The organism is Streptomyces sp. NPDC002896, from assembly GCF_040295225.1.
Taxonomy (GTDB): Bacteria; Actinomycetota; Actinomycetes; order Streptomycetales; family Streptomycetaceae; genus Streptomyces.
Genome location: NZ_JBEOVA010000071.1, coordinates 1 through 16,400, shown reverse-complemented (window position 1 = coordinate 16,400; position 16,400 = coordinate 1). Strand labels below are relative to the sequence as shown.

The 16,400-nt window shown below is 68.4% G+C and carries 16 protein-coding genes and 3 pseudogenes; 8 read left to right on the top strand and 11 right to left on the bottom strand.

What is annotated here, in order from left to right:
• Window positions 1-110: 110 nt before the first annotated feature.
• Window positions 111-557, top strand: a pseudogene (locus ABT009_RS46250) (transposase); the annotation flags it as partial.
• A 111-nt stretch (window positions 558-668) separates the two neighbouring features.
• Here ABT009_RS46250 and ABT009_RS46245 read toward each other — a convergent pair.
• The gene (locus ABT009_RS46245; protein ID WP_351309107.1) at window positions 669-1,385 is read right to left on the bottom strand and encodes an SDR family oxidoreductase; all 717 of its coding nucleotides are present in this window, start codon (window positions 1,383-1,385) and stop codon (window positions 669-671) included.
• A 120-nt stretch (window positions 1,386-1,505) separates the two neighbouring features.
• Between ABT009_RS46245 and ABT009_RS46240 the strand changes: the two genes are divergently transcribed.
• Complete coding sequence (locus tag ABT009_RS46240) at window positions 1,506-1,919, top strand: MerR family transcriptional regulator (RefSeq protein WP_351309104.1); 414 nt, start codon at window positions 1,506-1,508, stop codon at window positions 1,917-1,919.
• Window positions 1,920-2,351: 432 nt separating this feature from the next.
• Window positions 2,352-3,044: an IMP cyclohydrolase gene (locus ABT009_RS46235; protein ID WP_351309101.1), complete on the top strand. Its 693-nt coding sequence runs from the start codon at window positions 2,352-2,354 to the stop codon at window positions 3,042-3,044.
• A 22-nt stretch (window positions 3,045-3,066) separates the two neighbouring features.
• On the opposite strand, the gene ABT009_RS46230 is transcribed toward ABT009_RS46235, so the two are convergent.
• From ABT009_RS46230 to ABT009_RS46205, 6 genes and pseudogenes are all read right to left on the bottom strand, one after another.
• The gene (locus ABT009_RS46230; RefSeq protein WP_351309098.1) at window positions 3,067-4,533 is read right to left on the bottom strand and encodes a hypothetical protein; all 1,467 of its coding nucleotides are present in this window, start codon (window positions 4,531-4,533) and stop codon (window positions 3,067-3,069) included.
• Window positions 4,530-4,865, bottom strand: coding sequence for a helix-turn-helix domain-containing protein (locus ABT009_RS46225; protein ID WP_351309096.1), 336 nt, complete (start codon window positions 4,863-4,865; stop codon window positions 4,530-4,532). The genes ABT009_RS46230 and ABT009_RS46225 overlap by 4 nt, the downstream gene beginning before the upstream one ends.
• The gene (locus ABT009_RS46220) at window positions 4,865-5,983 is read right to left on the bottom strand and encodes a tyrosine-type recombinase/integrase (RefSeq protein ID WP_351309093.1); all 1,119 of its coding nucleotides are present in this window, start codon (window positions 5,981-5,983) and stop codon (window positions 4,865-4,867) included. Before ABT009_RS46220 ends, ABT009_RS46225 begins: the two co-directional genes overlap by 1 nt.
• Window positions 5,984-6,272: 289 nt before the next feature.
• Window positions 6,273-6,698: a recombinase family protein gene (locus ABT009_RS46215; RefSeq protein ID WP_351309090.1), complete on the bottom strand. Its 426-nt coding sequence runs from the start codon at window positions 6,696-6,698 to the stop codon at window positions 6,273-6,275.
• Window positions 6,699-6,807: 109 nt separating this feature from the next.
• A pseudogene (locus ABT009_RS46210) lies at window positions 6,808-7,101 on the bottom strand (zinc finger domain-containing protein); the annotation flags it as partial.
• 165 nt (window positions 7,102-7,266) lie between these two features.
• A complete protein-coding gene (locus tag ABT009_RS46205; protein WP_351309087.1) occupies window positions 7,267-7,926 on the bottom strand; it encodes a class I SAM-dependent methyltransferase in 660 nt (219 codons plus the stop codon).
• Between the two features lie 419 nt (window positions 7,927-8,345).
• Between ABT009_RS46205 and ABT009_RS46200 the strand changes: the two genes are divergently transcribed.
• Window positions 8,346-9,215: an MBL fold metallo-hydrolase gene (locus ABT009_RS46200; protein WP_351309113.1), complete on the top strand. Its 870-nt coding sequence runs from the start codon at window positions 8,346-8,348 to the stop codon at window positions 9,213-9,215.
• A gap of 20 nt (window positions 9,216-9,235) precedes the next feature.
• Here ABT009_RS46200 and ABT009_RS46195 read toward each other — a convergent pair whose 3' ends face one another.
• The 3 genes from ABT009_RS46195 to ABT009_RS46185 form a co-directional block, all read right to left on the bottom strand.
• Entirely contained in the window at window positions 9,236-9,460 is a 225-nt protein-coding gene (locus tag ABT009_RS46195) for an MmyB family transcriptional regulator (RefSeq protein ID WP_502990095.1), read from the bottom strand.
• A 227-nt stretch (window positions 9,461-9,687) separates the two neighbouring features.
• Window positions 9,688-10,344, bottom strand: a complete 657-nt coding sequence (locus ABT009_RS46190; protein WP_351309084.1) for a response regulator transcription factor — start codon at window positions 10,342-10,344, stop codon at window positions 9,688-9,690.
• A 4-nt stretch (window positions 10,345-10,348) separates the two neighbouring features.
• Window positions 10,349-11,551, bottom strand: coding sequence for a sensor histidine kinase (locus ABT009_RS46185; protein ID WP_351309082.1), 1,203 nt, complete (start codon window positions 11,549-11,551; stop codon window positions 10,349-10,351).
• A 370-nt stretch (window positions 11,552-11,921) separates the two neighbouring features.
• Here ABT009_RS46185 and ABT009_RS46180 point away from each other — a divergent pair, with 370 nt between their 5' ends.
• The 4 genes and pseudogenes from ABT009_RS46180 to ABT009_RS46165 all read left to right on the top strand — a co-directional run bounded on the left by ABT009_RS46180 (window position 11,922) and on the right by ABT009_RS46165 (window position 15,399).
• Window positions 11,922-12,929: an AF_0692 family protein gene (locus ABT009_RS46180; protein ID WP_351309079.1), complete on the top strand. Its 1,008-nt coding sequence runs from the start codon at window positions 11,922-11,924 to the stop codon at window positions 12,927-12,929.
• 59 nt (window positions 12,930-12,988) lie between these two features.
• Window positions 12,989-13,918 (top strand): glycoside hydrolase family 113 protein, encoded by a 930-nt coding sequence (locus ABT009_RS46175; RefSeq protein WP_351309076.1) that lies wholly within the window; start codon window positions 12,989-12,991, stop codon window positions 13,916-13,918.
• Window positions 13,919-14,143: 225 nt separating this feature from the next.
• Window positions 14,144-14,998 (top strand): annotated as a pseudogene (locus ABT009_RS46170) (IS5 family transposase).
• Window positions 14,995-15,399, top strand: a complete 405-nt coding sequence (locus ABT009_RS46165) for a hypothetical protein (RefSeq protein WP_351309073.1) — start codon at window positions 14,995-14,997, stop codon at window positions 15,397-15,399. Before ABT009_RS46170 ends, ABT009_RS46165 begins: the two are co-directional and overlap by 4 nt.
• A 22-nt stretch (window positions 15,400-15,421) precedes the next feature.
• Here ABT009_RS46165 and ABT009_RS46160 read toward each other — a convergent pair whose 3' ends face one another.
• The gene (locus ABT009_RS46160) at window positions 15,422-16,117 is read right to left on the bottom strand and encodes a hypothetical protein (protein WP_351309070.1); all 696 of its coding nucleotides are present in this window, start codon (window positions 16,115-16,117) and stop codon (window positions 15,422-15,424) included.
• Window positions 16,118-16,400: the final 283 nt, after the last annotated feature.

The following is a 16,400-nucleotide window of genomic DNA, read 5'->3' as shown; positions in this document are numbered from 1 at the left end:
CGCCAGCATCAAGCCCGCATCAGCCACTACAAACGACGCGGACACAGCCCCTGAAAACTGCCCAGCACTCAGAACAAGCACCGTTGCAGTACTAGCAGGACCCGACGTGGCGCCGGCTCTACGCCTCCCGCTCCGGCGTCGAGGGCACCGTGAACGAACTCGTCAACGGCCACCAGATGCGCCGCTGCCGCTACCGCGGCACGGCCAAAGCCCACGTCCAGCACGTTCTGACGGCAATCGCCGTCAATATCGAACGCCTCAGCTCCCAGGAACCCACCGACACCACCTACCGCCCCCGCCCGCCGACCGCGTTCCAGCAGTACCTCGATGCCCACGGACTACCCCGACCCCGCTGGTGGCGTCGCCAGGGACAGTTACCTTCGAAAACCAAGATCCCCGAACAGAGTCACTCACTGCGGCAATCGCCTGACCTACTAAGGCAGTTGCATCCGCAGGGTCAGATCACAGTGACCGACCGACCAGCGCCCCTCACCGGTCCGTGCCTGACTCGCATACGCACTCACGTGTCGAACGGTGCCACTGACCAGAAACGATGAGGTGTGGACTCGTCGCTCACTCGGTTCGCCTGCCTGGGGTTGGGCAGCCAGCGGCTGCCCAACCGTATGAGGTCTCGGGCTGGGTACAGTCAGCCGCGACGGGCCGACGGGTCACTCCCCAGACAGCGGACTGTAGAGCTGCGCAGGGTCGGCTGAGAGGGCTGCCTTGACGAAGCGGCTGGGGGCATCGACCAAGACCTCCATGACTCCCTCTTGCACGCCGTCGAGGCTGGCCCGAGCGACGTCCGCCGGGTCGATCTTGGAGGTGTCACGTCCCGCCATCATGTCGGTGTCCGCAGCGCCCAAGTGCACCCCCTGGACAAGGGTCTTCTGACCTGCGAGCTCAACACGCACGCCATTGGTCATGTTCCACTCCGCGGCCTTGGCCACGGAATATGACCCTGATCCCTCGGGCGTGGCCACCCACGACAGCACGGAGAGGATGTTCACGATCGCTCCACCACCGTTGGAGGCCAAGACCGGTGCGAAGGCGCGAATGACCCGGAGAGTCCCGAAGAGATGCGTCTCCAGGTCCTGCCGGACCATGTCCAGGTCGTCGGTCAGGAGGTTGGCCCCGGTCGCGATGCCGGCGTTGTTGACCAGCAAGGTGACGTCCTGCGCTGCTGTGACTGCGTCCGCGACGGACTTCTCGTCCAGTAGATCCAGGTACAGCGGCGTGACCCGCGGGTCGGAGACACCGATCGATTCGGGACGGCGAGCTGTCGCGTACACCTTCGCGGCTCCCCGGTCCAGCAATTGTTCGACGAACCGTCGGCCTATACCTCGGTTGGCTCCAGTCACCAGCGCGGTGGTTCCGGCAATGTCCATGATCATTCCCTTTCGCGGGCGGCGAGAGGTTCGTTTCCGCCCTGCTCGCCTACGCTAAAACTTGACGTTGACGTGAAGGGCAAGTCGTCACGGGCGGCAGCACGAGCAGGAGGAGCCACGATGCGGATAGGCGAGCTGGCAGAAAGGACCGGGGTCAGCACGCGCGCCCTGCGCTATTACGAAGAGCAGCGTCTTCTGTGTCCTGGGCGCACCGCCAGCGGGCAGCGTGTCTACCCCGAGTCGGCCGTGGACCGTGTGAGGCTCATCCAAGAGCTCTACACGGCCGGCCTCAGCAGCCGCCTGATAGAAACCCTTCTTCCTGCCATCGACGCCCGCTTCGTGGGCCCCGAACTGCTGGACCGCTTGCTCGACGAGCGCGCCCGTATCAAGGCGAAGGCCTCTGAGTTGCAGGCCGCGGGCCGCCGACTCGATGTACTGATCGATCTCGCCATGCATCCTGACACCGATTCGTGCCGGGCCTCACTCGACCCGGCGGCGGTCCCCGAAGCAAACTCGCAGCGGTACACCCTGTGACGTATGAGATGAGTCGCTACCCGATCAATCTCGTCGACTCAATGAGTCGCGTGCATCGTGAATTCGCAGGTCATGGGCCTGGTATGCGTGGCGATTCGGGTACTCGCGCCGGTCGGCGGGCAGCCCGGCCGGGCTTGGTCCGCAGTTTGCGGGCCATGCGCTCCTTCAAGGTTGCGTCTTTGGGGATGCGTCCGCGGGGTGCGGGCGGGACCTGTTCGTCGTGGCCGAGGCGGCCGGTGGCCATGAAGGGGTGTCGTGCTGGTAGGAGTCTGTAATCGGGTGGTCTGAATTCGTCCGCCAGGGCGGTCCGATGGTGATCCTGCATAACCATCGGTAGGGGGCTGCCCGGCGGCGGCCGGTGCCGTTGCGGTTGGATGGCGTTGCGCAGAACCTGCGCTTCGCGTCCGAGCAGACGGAGGAGTGTGCGGCCCGGTGGATCACGTGCACGAGGTTGTGGCAGGGAACCGCTATCCGGGGCGGGGCGTACTGTGGGCGAGGACCCTCAGCGGTGCGTTGTGCGGCGGTTACTTCCTGACCGGACGCAGCACCGCCTCCAAGGCTCGTACCATTTGCCGCGGCGACCGGGAACTCATCGTCTCTCCGACCGGCGAGTCCGACCATGATCCGCTCCGGCACTATGCCGCGGCCCGTGAGCGGGGCGGGTGGCTGGTCTTCGGCAACGGCGAGCAGGTCGGGGTGGTGTCGGACCGTCTGCAAGAGACCGGAAGTCCGACCCAGGCGTTGGGCGGCCTGGAGTACGAACCCGACCCGCCAATCTTCACGCCCCGCATCACGGTGGTGGCGGACCTTAGCTCGAGCCGGGACGCATGGTTCGGGGCCGCGCGCCGCAGCCGCAGCGGCAGGACAGCGACCGACGTCCTGACACTCGCGGTCCGGGACCTGGAGCCGGGGGATGCCGTACTGATGACGACGTACCGCTCTGATGGTCACCACGTCGCGACCGGCGAGCCGTTCCTCGAAGCCCGGACCGGTGCCGCCGACCGGGACGAACTCTTGCAGGAGCTTTGGGGTTCGCTGACCCCGGAGCTCCGCGTGGCGGTGGCGGTCTTCGAGCCGGGACGGCTGGCCGACGCTGCCATCCGTAACGAGACATCTGCTTTGTGAGCTGGTGCACGGGGCTGTCGGGTTACCGGGTGTGGTCGCCAGGGGCGTATTTCTTCCAAGTCCCGCCAGCCTCAGTGGCGATGGCTTCGGCGTGGACGACGTGGTAGCCGAGCATCCCGGCGACCACGGATGGGGGCGCCTGCAGCACCAGTTGCCGCAGTGCGGCGGTGCGGCCGTGGAGGGTGGGGATGCCAGCGGTGGTGAGTCGCTTGCCGAGGGTGGCGGGGTCCATGGGTTGCCCGGCCCGGCGTCCGGGGAACAACCAGTCGCTGGCGGGAAGAGTGCCGCCTGGCCGGTTCGGCCGTCCGGTGCGTAGGTAGTCGAGGAGCATGCCGGCGAAGGGCTCGGGGACCGGTGTGGGTGGATCGCCAAGGCGGAGTACGACCTGGTCAACGTCGTGCTGAACGTCGTGAACGGTAAGCCGGATGAGCCGACGGACCGGCTGGGCATAGAGGAGGATCAGGGCGGCTGCGACCCGTTCCATGAGCGGGAGGTCATCGCTGGTCATGGCCTTGCGGATCAGGGCGATGCGGTGGTGCTGGCTGATCGGGGCCGGGTTCTCCGTGCGGATCGTGGGGACCTTCAACCGGGGCATCACCTGGTGGTCCATGCTCCAGCGCAGGAACGATTGGACGACGCGGCGGGCAGTGGCCTTCTCGGCGAACCAGGCGTCGAGGTCGGCCTGGGTGCACTCGCTGATGGCGCGGTCTCGGTCTGCGAGCCAGGTGAGGAAGGCGGCTGCCTGGATGAGCCGGGCACGGGCGGAGGTGACGGCCCCGGGGCCGAGGGGCCGCTTGGCGGCGGTGGCCCGGAGCTTGCGCAACAGGTGCCAGGCGGCGAAGCGGTTCAGGAGCTGACGGTGTTCGACGTCCTCGATGGTGTCGAGCCATTCGGGCAGGCGGCGTTCGAACAGCAGAAGGTGCCGGTCGCGGTGCGGCAGCACGCCGGTGTGCATGAGCAGGTCACGGACGTGGGCGACCGACCGCCAGGGCGACAGCGTGCTCAATCCCGCGTGAGTGAGGGGCACTTCGCGGCAGGCGAGGGCGCGCAGGATTTGCTGGACGTGTGGCTTGCCGACCCAGGTCAGCGTTGCCTTGGGACGGGGCACTGACCTGACCTCTTCGAAGAAGGGAACAAGTTCGGGCAGGACGAGGCCGACGCCGTCGTCAAGGAGCTCTTCCAGGCGTTCGGCCAGGACGCAGTTCCCGCATACTCCGCGCAGGTAGCGGCGGGCTTCGCGGCCGCAGCGTTCGCAGTGGAACTCGCCCAGGCCGCCCGCGCAGTCGGTGCACCACCGGCCGCCGTCCGGTGCGATGCCGGGGGTGAGACGGTCGACGCCGCAGCCGACGCACCGCCCATAAGTTTCCAGCGCGTGGTCGTAGCAGGCGGAGCACAGGTAACCCTCGGGCCAGTGGGCGGCTCCGAGACGGACGGCCCGGTGACAGCGTGCGCAGAACAGGTCCTCGGGCCGGACCCGGGTGCGGCTCATTTCTCCGGGCGGACCCGTGCCCGCTTGGGACGGACCGTGGCCGCGAGGTCGACCACTTCGGCGCCGCCGGAGGCGGCGGTGCGGCGCGGGGCCGCGTTCTCCGCCTTGGTGGCGATCAACTCGGCGGGAGTGACGTCGAGGATGTCGCAGAGGGCGGCGAGGACGGGCAGGGACAGCCGCTCGGGGGTCTGGGTGACCAGTCGCCAGACCTGGACCGAGGACAGCTCGATGCCGCGGTCGGCCAGTAGCGGCGACAGGTCGGAGGCGACGAAGATGCCGCGCGTGGCCATCACCTCGCGCAGCCGCCACTGGTAGCTGACCTGGCGCTTCATCAGGCTCTCCTTGCCGGCCGCAGGGCGGCCTCCATCGTCGCGTCCAGCGCTCTGCGCAGGGTGCGGGTGCGGAAGTCGGAGGATACGCAGGTATAGATCGCGGTCGTGGACGCGTAGTCGTGACCGACTTGCTCCTGGACGAACCGGGCGTCCCAGCCGTCCTCGATCAGGTGGGTCACGTACGACCTTCGAAACGAGTGGAAGTCCAGTCCCTCGTCCAGGCCGAGCGCGTCCCGGTAGGCAGCGAAGCGGGTGTTCATCTGGGAGAAGCCGATGCGGGCCGAGCGTTCCGAGGGCCACAGAGCCCCGGTGCCGGACGTGGCGAACAGCGGCCGGACCTCCTCGTTCCACTGCTGGAGGATCTCCGCCGACCAGTCCCAGACCGTCAGCACGCTGCGGCGCTTCGGGGGCGAGCCCTTCTTCGCCTTGCCGTGGCGGATATAGCAGACGCCGTAGTCGCCGAACTCCGGGCCCTCGGGGTTGCGGCCGAAGTCGACCGTGTCCAGCATCCGGGTCTCGTTGCGGCGCAGGCCGAAGGCGTACGCGGTCTTGAAGAGCACTGCGTCACGGAACGCGGGCAGCCAGCCCTTGCGGCCCCGGCCCCGAACCTTGGTGACCTGGTCGTCGGCGTAGTCGAAGAACGCCTGCAACTCGTCCTGGGTAAAGGGCCTCTTCGCCGCGTCGGCTTCGGCGTCCTCCACGTGCACCGCGGCGTTCCACTCGTGCACGACCTGTATGGGATGGGTGCCGAAACGTTCTTCGCAGGTCGCCGCCCAGCCGTAGGCGGGGTCGACGGCGAACTCGCAGAACGAGCGCACGGCGCCTTGATAGTTGCGCAGCGTGGAGCGCTTCAGCCCGCGGACCGCTCGCAGATCGCCCATCCACTCGTCAAGCATCTGCGGCGACCAGGTCCACGGGAAGGCGTCGGCGTGCCGAGCGAAGGCCCGCACCGTCTTCTCCCGGCCCTCGATCGTGGAGAACGCCAAGTTGCGTGCCAGCTGCTGGTTGCGCCAGCCGTCCAGCATCGCGGTGAAGACCTGCTCGTCGGGCCGCAGCAGCGGCAGATCGCTGACCAGATGCAGTCCCGCTGCCCCCGGTGCGAGGCTGTTCCTGCTCATCAAAAGCACTCTCCGTCACCTACATCAGACGAAGGGATCTTTCATCAGATGAAAGCTGATCGCAAACGTGCAGGTAGGAAGCCTGCCCATGGTCGCATTGAGGGCTACGGAAGCGACCTGCCCGGCTGGAGAGACCGCATGCACTGAGGCCCTGGCCTGCGTCGATGAGTGACAGATCCTCCGACGTGCAGCACGACCGCAGTGCTGCATCAGATGAAATTGCGGTCGCTTCCGAGGTGAGCCCAGAAGCCGCCAATAGTTGATCTTTGCTGCTTGGTGAGGGCCCTGTTCACTTGTCGGCGCTGTCGGCTGCGTTGGCTTCGGCGAGGATGCGGTAGACGGTGGCGACCGAGGGGTGTTCGCCCTTGTTCTTGCCCGCGGTGATGACGAGCTTGCGGGCGATCTCAGGGACGGAGACGCCGTTGGCCCGCAGGCTGCGAGCGTAGTCGGCCATGTCGTCGTCGACGACCTTGGGGCGCCCGCCGTGGCGTCCGCGTTCGCGGGCGGACGCTTGGCCTTCGAGAGACTTCTCCCGGATGTACTCGCGCTCGGACTCGGCCATGCCGGCGAAGAATGCGAAAAGGGCGGCGCCGTGCCCGGACGGGTCGTAGACGCCCTGGAGGGGGCCGGTGAGGAGTTCGAGCTGGATGTCGTGGTGACGCAGTTCCTCGGCGATGGCTAGGAACTCGGCGGCGCCGCGTCCCAGGCGCTTCATCTCGTGCACCGTAAAGATCACCCGTTGGTGGGGGGACGGCCTTCTTGATGGTGCGGGCGAAGTCCATCGCCTTGACGAACTCGGGCCGCACCTTGATCCGGGTGCTGATCTTCTCGGAGAAGACCGGGTCGCACCCGGCCTGGGCGACGGTGTCGAGCTGGCTCTGGAGCTCTTGCTGGGCGGTACTGCACCTTGCGTAACCCACTCTGGTGGGCTTCGTCGCGGCCTCCGGCGCCGAGGCGTCGATGGCCGGGCCCCTCTCCCAGGCGTGGCCGGGGCCGCGGTCGGCGGGCTTGCGGACTTCGAGTTCGGCGCGGAGCTGGGGCACCAGCATGAATCGCGGAGTGTGGTACTTCGGGGCGACCTTACCGCCGCGGGTGCGGCAGGTGCTTCCGGCGGGCACTTCACAGGTGGGGCAGTCGAACTTGTCCTGTCCCAGTTAAGTGTGGGTAATGCGAGGCGATGACCTGCAGTGCCTCGTCTTGTCTGGGACGTGCTAGCCGAGGCTGTCCCGCGTATGTGTGGGCAGTTCGACGTGTGGCATGTCCGTCCCGGACGTTCAGTAGCGTCAGTGGGCAGGGCGGGTCGGCTTGCGAGCCAGGAGCTGGATTCCCGCTGACTCGTGCCCGTTCATGGTGGCGACGGTGATTCGGCGGATGTCGGCGATCTCGAAGTCAGCAAGCAGGGAGGTGAACCAGTCGCTCGAGTGGTGGCGGCAGACTCCGCCGTCGCCGGTCTCGAACACTCCGTAGGTTCCGTAGCGTTCCGCGAACCTGGCATAGCGGTCACGGTTGCGCTCGTCGTCCTGGAGCAACAGGTCGCTGAGGTAGAGCATTCCGCCCGGTTTGAGAACGCGACTTAGCTCGCCGACCAGCCGTCGCTGTGCGTCGTTGCTGGGTATGCAGGTCAGCACCGCGAAGAGGATGACCACGTCGATGCTTGCGTCCGGGTAGGCCAGCATTGGCGGTGTGTCCAGCACGGCGAAGTGCATCGTGGGATGCAGGGTGCCGGCCCGGGAGATCATCCCTGGTGAGGTGTCGACCCCGGAGAGGTTGTTGAAGTCCTGCTGTAGGAGGGCTTCCATGGTCCGGCCGTAGCCGCAGCCGTAGTCGAGAACCGCAGCATGCCGATCGGTGCCGTCCAGCCATGGCATGTGGAGCGGGTGTGTGAACGTCTTGGTCGTCGCACTGGCGTCCCAGTAGGCGGTCTGGCTGTCGAGGTCGGACATGGCGGATACCTCCATCGGCGCCCTGAAACGGCGATCACGCTGTCATGATCTCGGATTCTGTGGCCTGGCGTCGCGTCTCACTCAACTCCGGGCAAGTGCGCCTGGTTTTCATTAACTCTCCAGAACTTGCCTACACATGAGCGGGACGCAGCCGCACATGCCTGCAGAAGAGCGGGACTGCCTACACATCGCAGAGACAGGACAGAACTGTTCGACGGCGGCGGCCGGTTCGGCGAGCTGGGGCATGTCGCAGCACCTACCGCGAGGGGCTTTGTGCGAAATCCTTTTTGCGAGAGGTTATGAGAACGAGGATCGGGGGCAAATCGAACACGGCCCGGTGGGGGTCCGTGATCTCTCAGAACTACTCATTTCTGAGAAGGCAGTTGGGTGTGGATCCAGGCATGGCAGGATCCACAGCCATGTCCCTCAGCGTTCCCCGCCTCTGGATCGGCTCGACCGAGATCATCGCCCTCGCCGACGGCGAGGGCCCGTTCTTCTCCCCGCGCGCCGAGGCCTTCCCTGAGGCCGCGGCCGCTCAGTGGGCCGAGGCCGACCGCTACGACCCGGGCGCGGTCGACGCCGAGGGCCGCTGGCGGCTCCAGTTCCGCGCGTACGCGATCCGCGGCGACAAGGGCCTCACCGTCGTGGACGCCGGGATCGGTCCGGCGGACAGCCCGGCCGGCTCGTGGGCGCCCGTGCCCGGTGCGCTCCCCGAGTCGCTCGCCGCCGCGGGCATCGACCCGGCCGAGGTCGACACCGTGGTGCTCACGCATCTGCATACCGACCACGTCGGGTGGGCGGTCGTGACCGAGGCTGCCGTCCCATCAGCGGGCGGCGCGGTGGGCGGCGCCCCTTCGCCCGGCAGTGCGACCAGCGGCCGCCGCCCTTATTTCCCGAACGCCGAATACCTGCTCCAGCGGGCCGAGTTCGACGCCCTCGACGCGCTCAACCCGCAGCTTCGCGAGACCCTTACCGACCCGCTCGCGGCGGCCGGTCGGCTCCGGCTCCTCGACGGGGACACGCCACTGCGCGCCGGGCGCGCGGTCGCCACGCCCGGTCATACGCCCGGACACCAGAGTGTGCTGGTCACCGACGGGCGCGAGCTGGCGCTCGTCACCGGTGACCTCCTGGTGCACGCGCTCCAGCTGCTCCACCCCGAGCTCGCCTACGCGCACGAGGCCGACCCTGAGGCGGCCAGGCGCTCAAGGGAGCGCATGCTCGGCCGCGAAACCGCCACCACGCTGCACTTGGCGACGCCGCATTTGACGGAGCCGTTCATCTCGGCGTGATCGCGGCCGTTCGTCGCGGGTCAGGCCGCGAGGGCATGCAGACGCTCCAATTTCTCGGCGCTCTCGTCGTCGACGGGACTGAAGACCGTGAGGCGGCAGCCGCCTCCGGACTGGAGCCACATCCGGTCCGCGTGCAGGCGCAGCACGCCGACCTCCCGATTGCGGAAGATCTTGACGTCCTTGACCTTGTCGGCGACGTTGCGCCGACCCCAGATCTCGCCGAACGCCTGGAGGAGGCCGGGCAGGAAGCGAAGGTCAGCTTCGAGGCTCAGCCCAACGGCCGGTTGAAGCTGAACGTCGACCGGCTCGGCGCGCTCGGCGAGAGCGAGTCCCTGAAGTGTCTGCTGGTAGGCGGTGCCTTGGTCGTGAGCGCCGGATCAGCGTCGTGGTCGTGCCGATCCCGCTCAACCTTGTTGACGCTTCGGAGAACGGCCCGGGGCGGCTCTGCTGCCTGGCCGGATGGGCAGGGGGCTTACGGTGCAGGTTCGGTCGAGTCGTGCGCCAGGAGCGCCAGTTGCACCCGGTTGTCCAGGTTCAGCTTGGTCAGGGCGCTGGACAGATGCGTCTTGACCGTGCCGACGGACAGGTGCAGGCGGGCGCCGATCTCGGTGTTGGACAGGCCCTCGGCTACGCCCGCGGCCACGTCCCGCTCCCGCTGTGACAGCAGCGCCAGGCGCTGTCGTGCTTCTTGCCTGCGTCCGCTCGTACCGGTCGCGGCATGCGCGATCAGGGCGCGGGCCGCTGTCGGGGACAGCGCCGGTTCGCCGCGGGCGGCGCGCTGCACCGCCTCGACGATTTCCTCGGGCGCGGCGTGCTTGACCAGATATCCGGCGGCGCCCGCGCGCATGGCCTCCAGTACGAGGGCGTGGTCGTCGAAGGTGGTCAGGACGATCACCTGCGGGGTGTCCGGGCTGCCGTCGGCGAGTGCCCGAGTGGCTTCCAGGCCGTCCATGACGGGCATCCGGATGTCCATCAGGACGACATCCGGGCTGTGCTGCCGTACGGCCGCGGCCACTTGGGCGCCGTCCGCCGCCTCCCCAACGACCTCGATGCCGTCGGCCCCGCGCAGCATCATCGTCAAACCGGTGCGCACCAGGGGGTCGTCGACGGCCAGCAGCACTCGGATCATTGCGTCACCTCGCGGGCCACGGTAGCCGGGCACGCAGCCTGAATGCGCCATCCACGGAGGCGTGCTCAAGGATGCCGCCGTCCAGGCGGACGCGCTCCGCCAGTCCGGACAGCCCGGCGCCGATCCCCGGGATCCCGGCGCTGGGTCCGACCGCGGTCGGGTTGGTGACCTGCACGGTCAGCCCGGAGCCGGGTGCACCCGTCAGGCACACGGTGACGGGTATGCCAGGGGCGTGCTTGCGGGCGTTGGTCAGGCCCTCCTGGACCGTACGGTAGGCGGTGCGGTGCAGCTGAGGCCGCAGGTCACCGGTTGCGCCGGCGTCGAGTTCGCTACGGAAGACGATCTCCTGCCCGGCGGCCGCGGCGGCCGCCACGAGGTCGTCGATGTCCTCGATCCGCGGCAGCAACGAGGTCGGCTCCGCCACGTCGCTCTCGGCACGCAGCAGGTGCAGCACCTCCTGCAGCTCGTCCACGGCCGCGTGCGCGTTACCGCGGATGATCTCCGCGCTCTCGGCGACCTCGGCGCCGCTCAGCCCGGGCCCAGCGCCCTCCTCGGCCCGTCTGGTGCGGTAGGCCAGTGCACCGGCGTGGCCAGATAGCAGCGAGACCCGGTGGGCGAGCACGTCGTGCATCTCTCGGGCGATGGCTTCCCGTTCAGCGCGGCGGGCATCGGCGAGCCGCCGGGCGTGATCCGCCCGCTCGCGCTCGGCGTCCGCACGCAGGCGCTGGAACAGCAGCCGCCGGTTGCGCATGGCGCTGCCCCAGGCGAAGGCCGCCAGCAGCGTCGCGAGGGCGAGGGCCACGTTGGTCCAGGAGTCCTCGCCGCCGACCAGCAGCACCTCGACGGAAACCACGGTCACCACGTACAGGCCCAGTAATTGCAGCGCGCGCTGCCAGGGGACGCGCAACGCCAAACTCAGCACGATCACGAGGCCGGCGGGCAGCGCGCTGCTCGCCAGCGCCAGCAACGGGATAGCGAGCAGTGCGACCGCCAGCGGGAAACGTCGCCGCCACCACAGCGCCAGGCATGCCACCAGGCCAAGGAGCGGGTCGATCGCCTCCAGCCACGTAGGCATCGCGTCGTGCTCCTGGGCGAGCCCGAGGGCAACGAGACCGAGGAAGCCGCAGCCCGCGAAGATGACGGCATCGGCCAGCCAGTCGCTGCGGGCACGCCGGGCCGGAAAAGGGGGTTCGCTGGCGCTGCTCACGCCATGAGCGTAGGCGGATCCTCCGCGGCGCCGCCTCAGCCGACCGGCCAAGGGCGTCTGTGCCACCTGGCCAGAGGAACCCGGCCCGACGGCGTATGCCCGGGCAACAGTCAACCCGACGCGATGGATGCGTCCCTCGGGGCAGCGTCCCGCACGGGCGGGGTCATAGACGAAAGTCAGGCGAGCCTGGACAGCTGGCCGATGCCCGGGCGCCGGGTGAATTCCTAGCGTCGAAGTATCAACGTCGCCAAACGTCGCCACCGGAACAGGCCTCAGGAGCGCGGCCCCCACCACGCGGCTGCGGCTGTCTCCGTAGCGGCGGCTGGTCGACAAACCGTCACACCTAGAGCACCCCGGTAAAGGATCATCAATGCCTTCAACATCCGCTCCTACCGCCCTGCCAAGATTCCGCCGCCGCTGGGCGGCGGTGGCGGGGCTGATGGTGCTGTCACCGATCAGTGCGGAGTACCTCATCGGCTACGGCGAGAGCCGGCCGCTGGAGCTGCTGGTGGGCCTGCTCGTCCTCGCCCCGCTGTACGGAAGCGTCGCGGTGCTCATCCGCGAGATCACTCGACGGACCGGGCGCGGCTGGCCAACGATCCTGCTGTTGAGCGCGGCCTTCGGGGTAATTCAGGCGGGCCTGATCGATCAGAGCCTGTTCAATTACGAAGTCCATGCCGGTGACCCCGACTGGGCGAACGAGCCGCAGCACACACTCATCTCTGGTCTGGGGGTCGACGCCGCGAGTCTGCTGACTTATGTCGGTGGACATGTGATCTGGAGCTTTGCCGCCCCGATCGCGGTGGTCGAATCCTGCGCCGCGCGCATCGCAGACCGCCGCTGGCTCGGCCGGGCCGGCCTGAGCGCGATGGCGGCGCTGTGGGCACTGGGTGCCGTACTCGTCCACCTCGACGCGGCGGCCGACTCCACCGCCAGTGCGGTGCAGCTCAGCGGCGCCGCACTGGTCGCCGCCGCATTGATCGCGGCCGCCTTCACCGTCTGGCCCGCCCACCACCCTTCGTCGTCGAGGGCACCGTCGTGGCGGCTGGTCGGCACCGTCACCGGAGTCGCCTGGGGCGCCAGTCAGCTGCTGCCGGCGACCTGGCTCGGCCTCACAGTGAACGTGGCCACCTTGGTCGTGCTGGGCCGACTGTTGCTGCGTTGGGCGCGCAGCCAGGGCTGGGGCCGCTCTCACATGCTGGCCGCGGCAGGCAGCGCACTCGTCGTACGAGCCGCCCTGTCCTTCCTCGTCGAACCGCTCGCCGGCGGCACTGGCGCAGTGAAGTACGCGGTCAATGCCATCATGCTCGCAGGCGTCACCGTCCTCCTCTACCTCGCCGCCCGGCGCCTGCACCGAGAGGAACCGAGCACATTCTGACCGTCCGCGGCATCTCCTACCTGGTCGGCGAGGCGGACACCGACGCCGTCCGGCGGGACATGGACATCATCGCCGAGCAGTTGCACTGCACCACGGTGATGCTCATCGGCAGCGATCAGCAGCGGCTGATCACTGCCGCCCGCACCGCGCTGGAGGCCGGTCTCGGCGTCTACATCCGGCCCCACGTCCCCGACCTCGCGCAGCCGAAGCTGCTCGCGCACCTGGACGCCGTCGCCCAGGCGGCCGAAGAACTGCGCCAAGACCATCCGGAGAAGCTGACGCTGCTGGTCGGCAGCGAGTTTTCGCACACCGCACCCGGCATCGTCCCCGGGCCGAGGTCGTTCCTGCGCCTGAAGCTCATCCTGCGCTACCGCCGCATGCTGCGCCGCCGGATCAACCGGCGCCTCCACGACCTGCTCACCGCCGCTGCGGCCACCGCCCGGCGCCGCTTCCACGGACCGCTGACCTACTCCGCCGCCGGGTGGGAAGACGTCGACTGGACGCTGTTCGACCTCGTCGGGGTCAGCCTCTACCGCGGCCGCCGCAACCAGGCCACCTACACCGACCGTCTGCGCGGCCTGGTGCGCGAGCACGTCAAGCCCGTCGTCATCACCGAGTTCGGCTGCGGCGCGTTCACCGGCGCCGACCAGCGGGGGGCCGGCTCCTTCCAGATCGTCAACTGGTTCGCCGCCACCCCACGCATCCGCGGCGACCACCCCCGCGACGAAGCCGTCCAGGCCCGCTACCTCGGCGAGCTGATCGACCAGTACAACGCCGAGGGCGTACACGGCTGCTTCGTCTTCACCTATGCCATGCCCGACTTCCCCCACCGCAACGATCCCCAACACGACCTCGACAGGGCGGGCTTCGGCGTCGTCGCGGTGAGCGAGGACGGCTCCTGCCGGCCCAAGCAGGCGTTCCACGAAGTTGCCCGGCACTACGGAAACTTCGCCGGGCACGACGACCCAGCGAGTGGCACCAGGAGGTGATGCGCCTGGCCGGACTCCCGAAGCCGCTCCGAAGTGACCAGCGCCCCTGCGGCACCAATGTGACGCAGGGGTGCTCTCACCCAAAACCCGTTGGTCACCGCTCGATGCTCTGACAAGCGCTCAGAGGACGTTATATCCGATCTTCCTCGGTTCGTGATCGCTCGATCGTGGTACTGATCGCCACCCGGCCCACCGACTGGACATGTTCATGTTGAGATGCGGCGTATGGATAGAGACCCGTACCTCAGCGACTTATCGGATGCGCAGTGGGCGCTGATCGAGCCGATGATCACGGCCTGGAAGCAGGGCCGGGTGGCGCGGTCGGCGACCGGGGATCCAGGGTCCTGCGACCTGCGGGAGGTCGTGAACGCGATCTTCTATCAGAACAGGACGGGCTGTCAGTGGCGTTACCTCCCCCATGACTTCCCGGCCTAGTCGGCGGTGCTCTACTACTTTGGCCTGTGGCGCCAGGACGGTCTTGACCAGCGGATCCAGGAACTTCTGCGCTGCCAGGTGCGGGAGCGGGCCCGCCGGTTAGAGGACCCGTCCCTCGTGATCCTCGACACCCAGTCCGTCCGCGCGGCGGCCGGTGTCCCGAAGACCACGACGGGGCTGGACGCGAACAAGAAGGTGTCGGGGCGCAAGCGGGGGCTGGCCGTCGACGTGCTGGGGCTGATCATCGGCGTCGTCGTCATGGCCGCGTCCGTGCACGACAACGCCGCCGGCACCGCTCTGCTCGACCAGGCCGCCGAGCGGTGCGGCAACCGCCTGGAGAAGGCCCTGGTGGACCAGGGCTTCAAGGACGAAGTCATCATCCACGGCACCCTGTTGGACATCGACGTCGAGATCGTCCGCCGCAACCGGGCAGATCAGGGCAAGGGCTTCGTCCCGCAGCCGAAGCGGTGGATCGTCGAGCAGGTCAACGGCACGTTGATGCTGCACCGGCGACTCGTCCGCGAGTACGACCACCGGCCCGACACGTCCGCCTCGCGCGTCTACTGGGCGTCCATCGCAAACATGAGCCGCCGGTTGACCGCACCCACACCGGCCTGGCGCGACACCCTCGGGCTGGCCGCGTGAACGTCGCAGAACTCCTCAAGGATCTCCAGGCCCAGCACGACGAGGCCACCACCCGGGCCGGTGAACTCCGCAGCCAGATCGAGCACTTGACCGCCGCGCTCGCCGAGACGGAAGCGCGTCTCGGCGAGCTGGCCACCACACGAAAGGTCATCACCGAACTCGCACCCGCTGGCGTCGAGGCCGAACCCGATCCGCCCGAGACGAGTACCGCCTACCAGGCCATCGTGAACGCCTTCAACCAGCACCCCAACCAGGAGTTCCGCGCTCGACAACTACACGAACTCCTCGGCATGCCCACCGACGAGGCATCCATCAACATCACCCGCAGCCGCCTCGGACGCCTCACCCGCCAAGGCTTCCTCACCCAACCCGGACGAGGCCGCTACCAGAAGCGGACTTAACGCCCACTAAGAGGGCGACGGGCTACTGCATCAATTCGGTGTGGGGATGTTCGGGTGCCGCCGGGCAGATGTAGAGCTGCTGCTTGTAGCCGCTGCCGATCTGGACCGCAGTGGGCTGCCCGGGGTCGAAGTGGTCCAAGCCGGGGGACGGTTCAGTAGCTGGGTCCTCGTACGGGGACCAGCTGTGCCCTTCGTCGTCCCCTTCTTCGAACGTGGCGATGGTCAGCAGGGCATCCATCTCACTGTCGCAGGCGGGGCAGGGCCGCGGGATGGGGTCGGTGGGGCCCCAAGAGGGCCAGCCGCCCACCTTCCAGCCGGGTGCGCTGGACAGCACACAGTCGTAGAACGTCTGCGGGTCCATATCCTCCTCGGCTGCCTGCGACAAACTCCACTTCCCGAGCTGCTCCTGCAGTTCCGTACCCAGTTCCATGTGGTCGGGGTATTCGGTGACCTGCTCCGGGTTGAGTAGGCACGGCTCGGGCAGGTAGCTGTCGAACTGCATCGCGGGCGGTTCGGGGGGCGTGCTGAGGATGTCGGTGATGGTGGCTGCCGACCGCCAGAACAGCACGGTCCTGGGCATGATCGGATGGTCGAAGGGGCACCACAGAACCTGCAGCAGGTCCGCTCCTTCAGGCGTGCGCAGATCGGGCACATCCCGTGCGTACAGCTGCGCGACGGGCAGCATCGCTATGGAACCGTCGTACGGCTGAACCGCCACCGTCAGCGGATACTCCCGAGGGGGCCGGATTCGCTCAAGGGTCTCTCGTTCCTGCGGGGTCAGGCTCCTGCCGTGCGAGGCGGCACGGATCCGTCGTTCCAGCCGTACATCCGCTGGGGACAGGGCCGGGTTCACCCCGTCCACCACATGGGGGCCCTCGCAGTGGGGCCACGGCTCGTGGGGGGGGGCCCCGGGGGGGGCCCCCCCCCCCCCGGGGCCCCCCCCGCGGGGCCCCCCCGGGGGGGGGGGGCCGGGGCCGCGCGGGCGGCACCGGGCCCCCGGG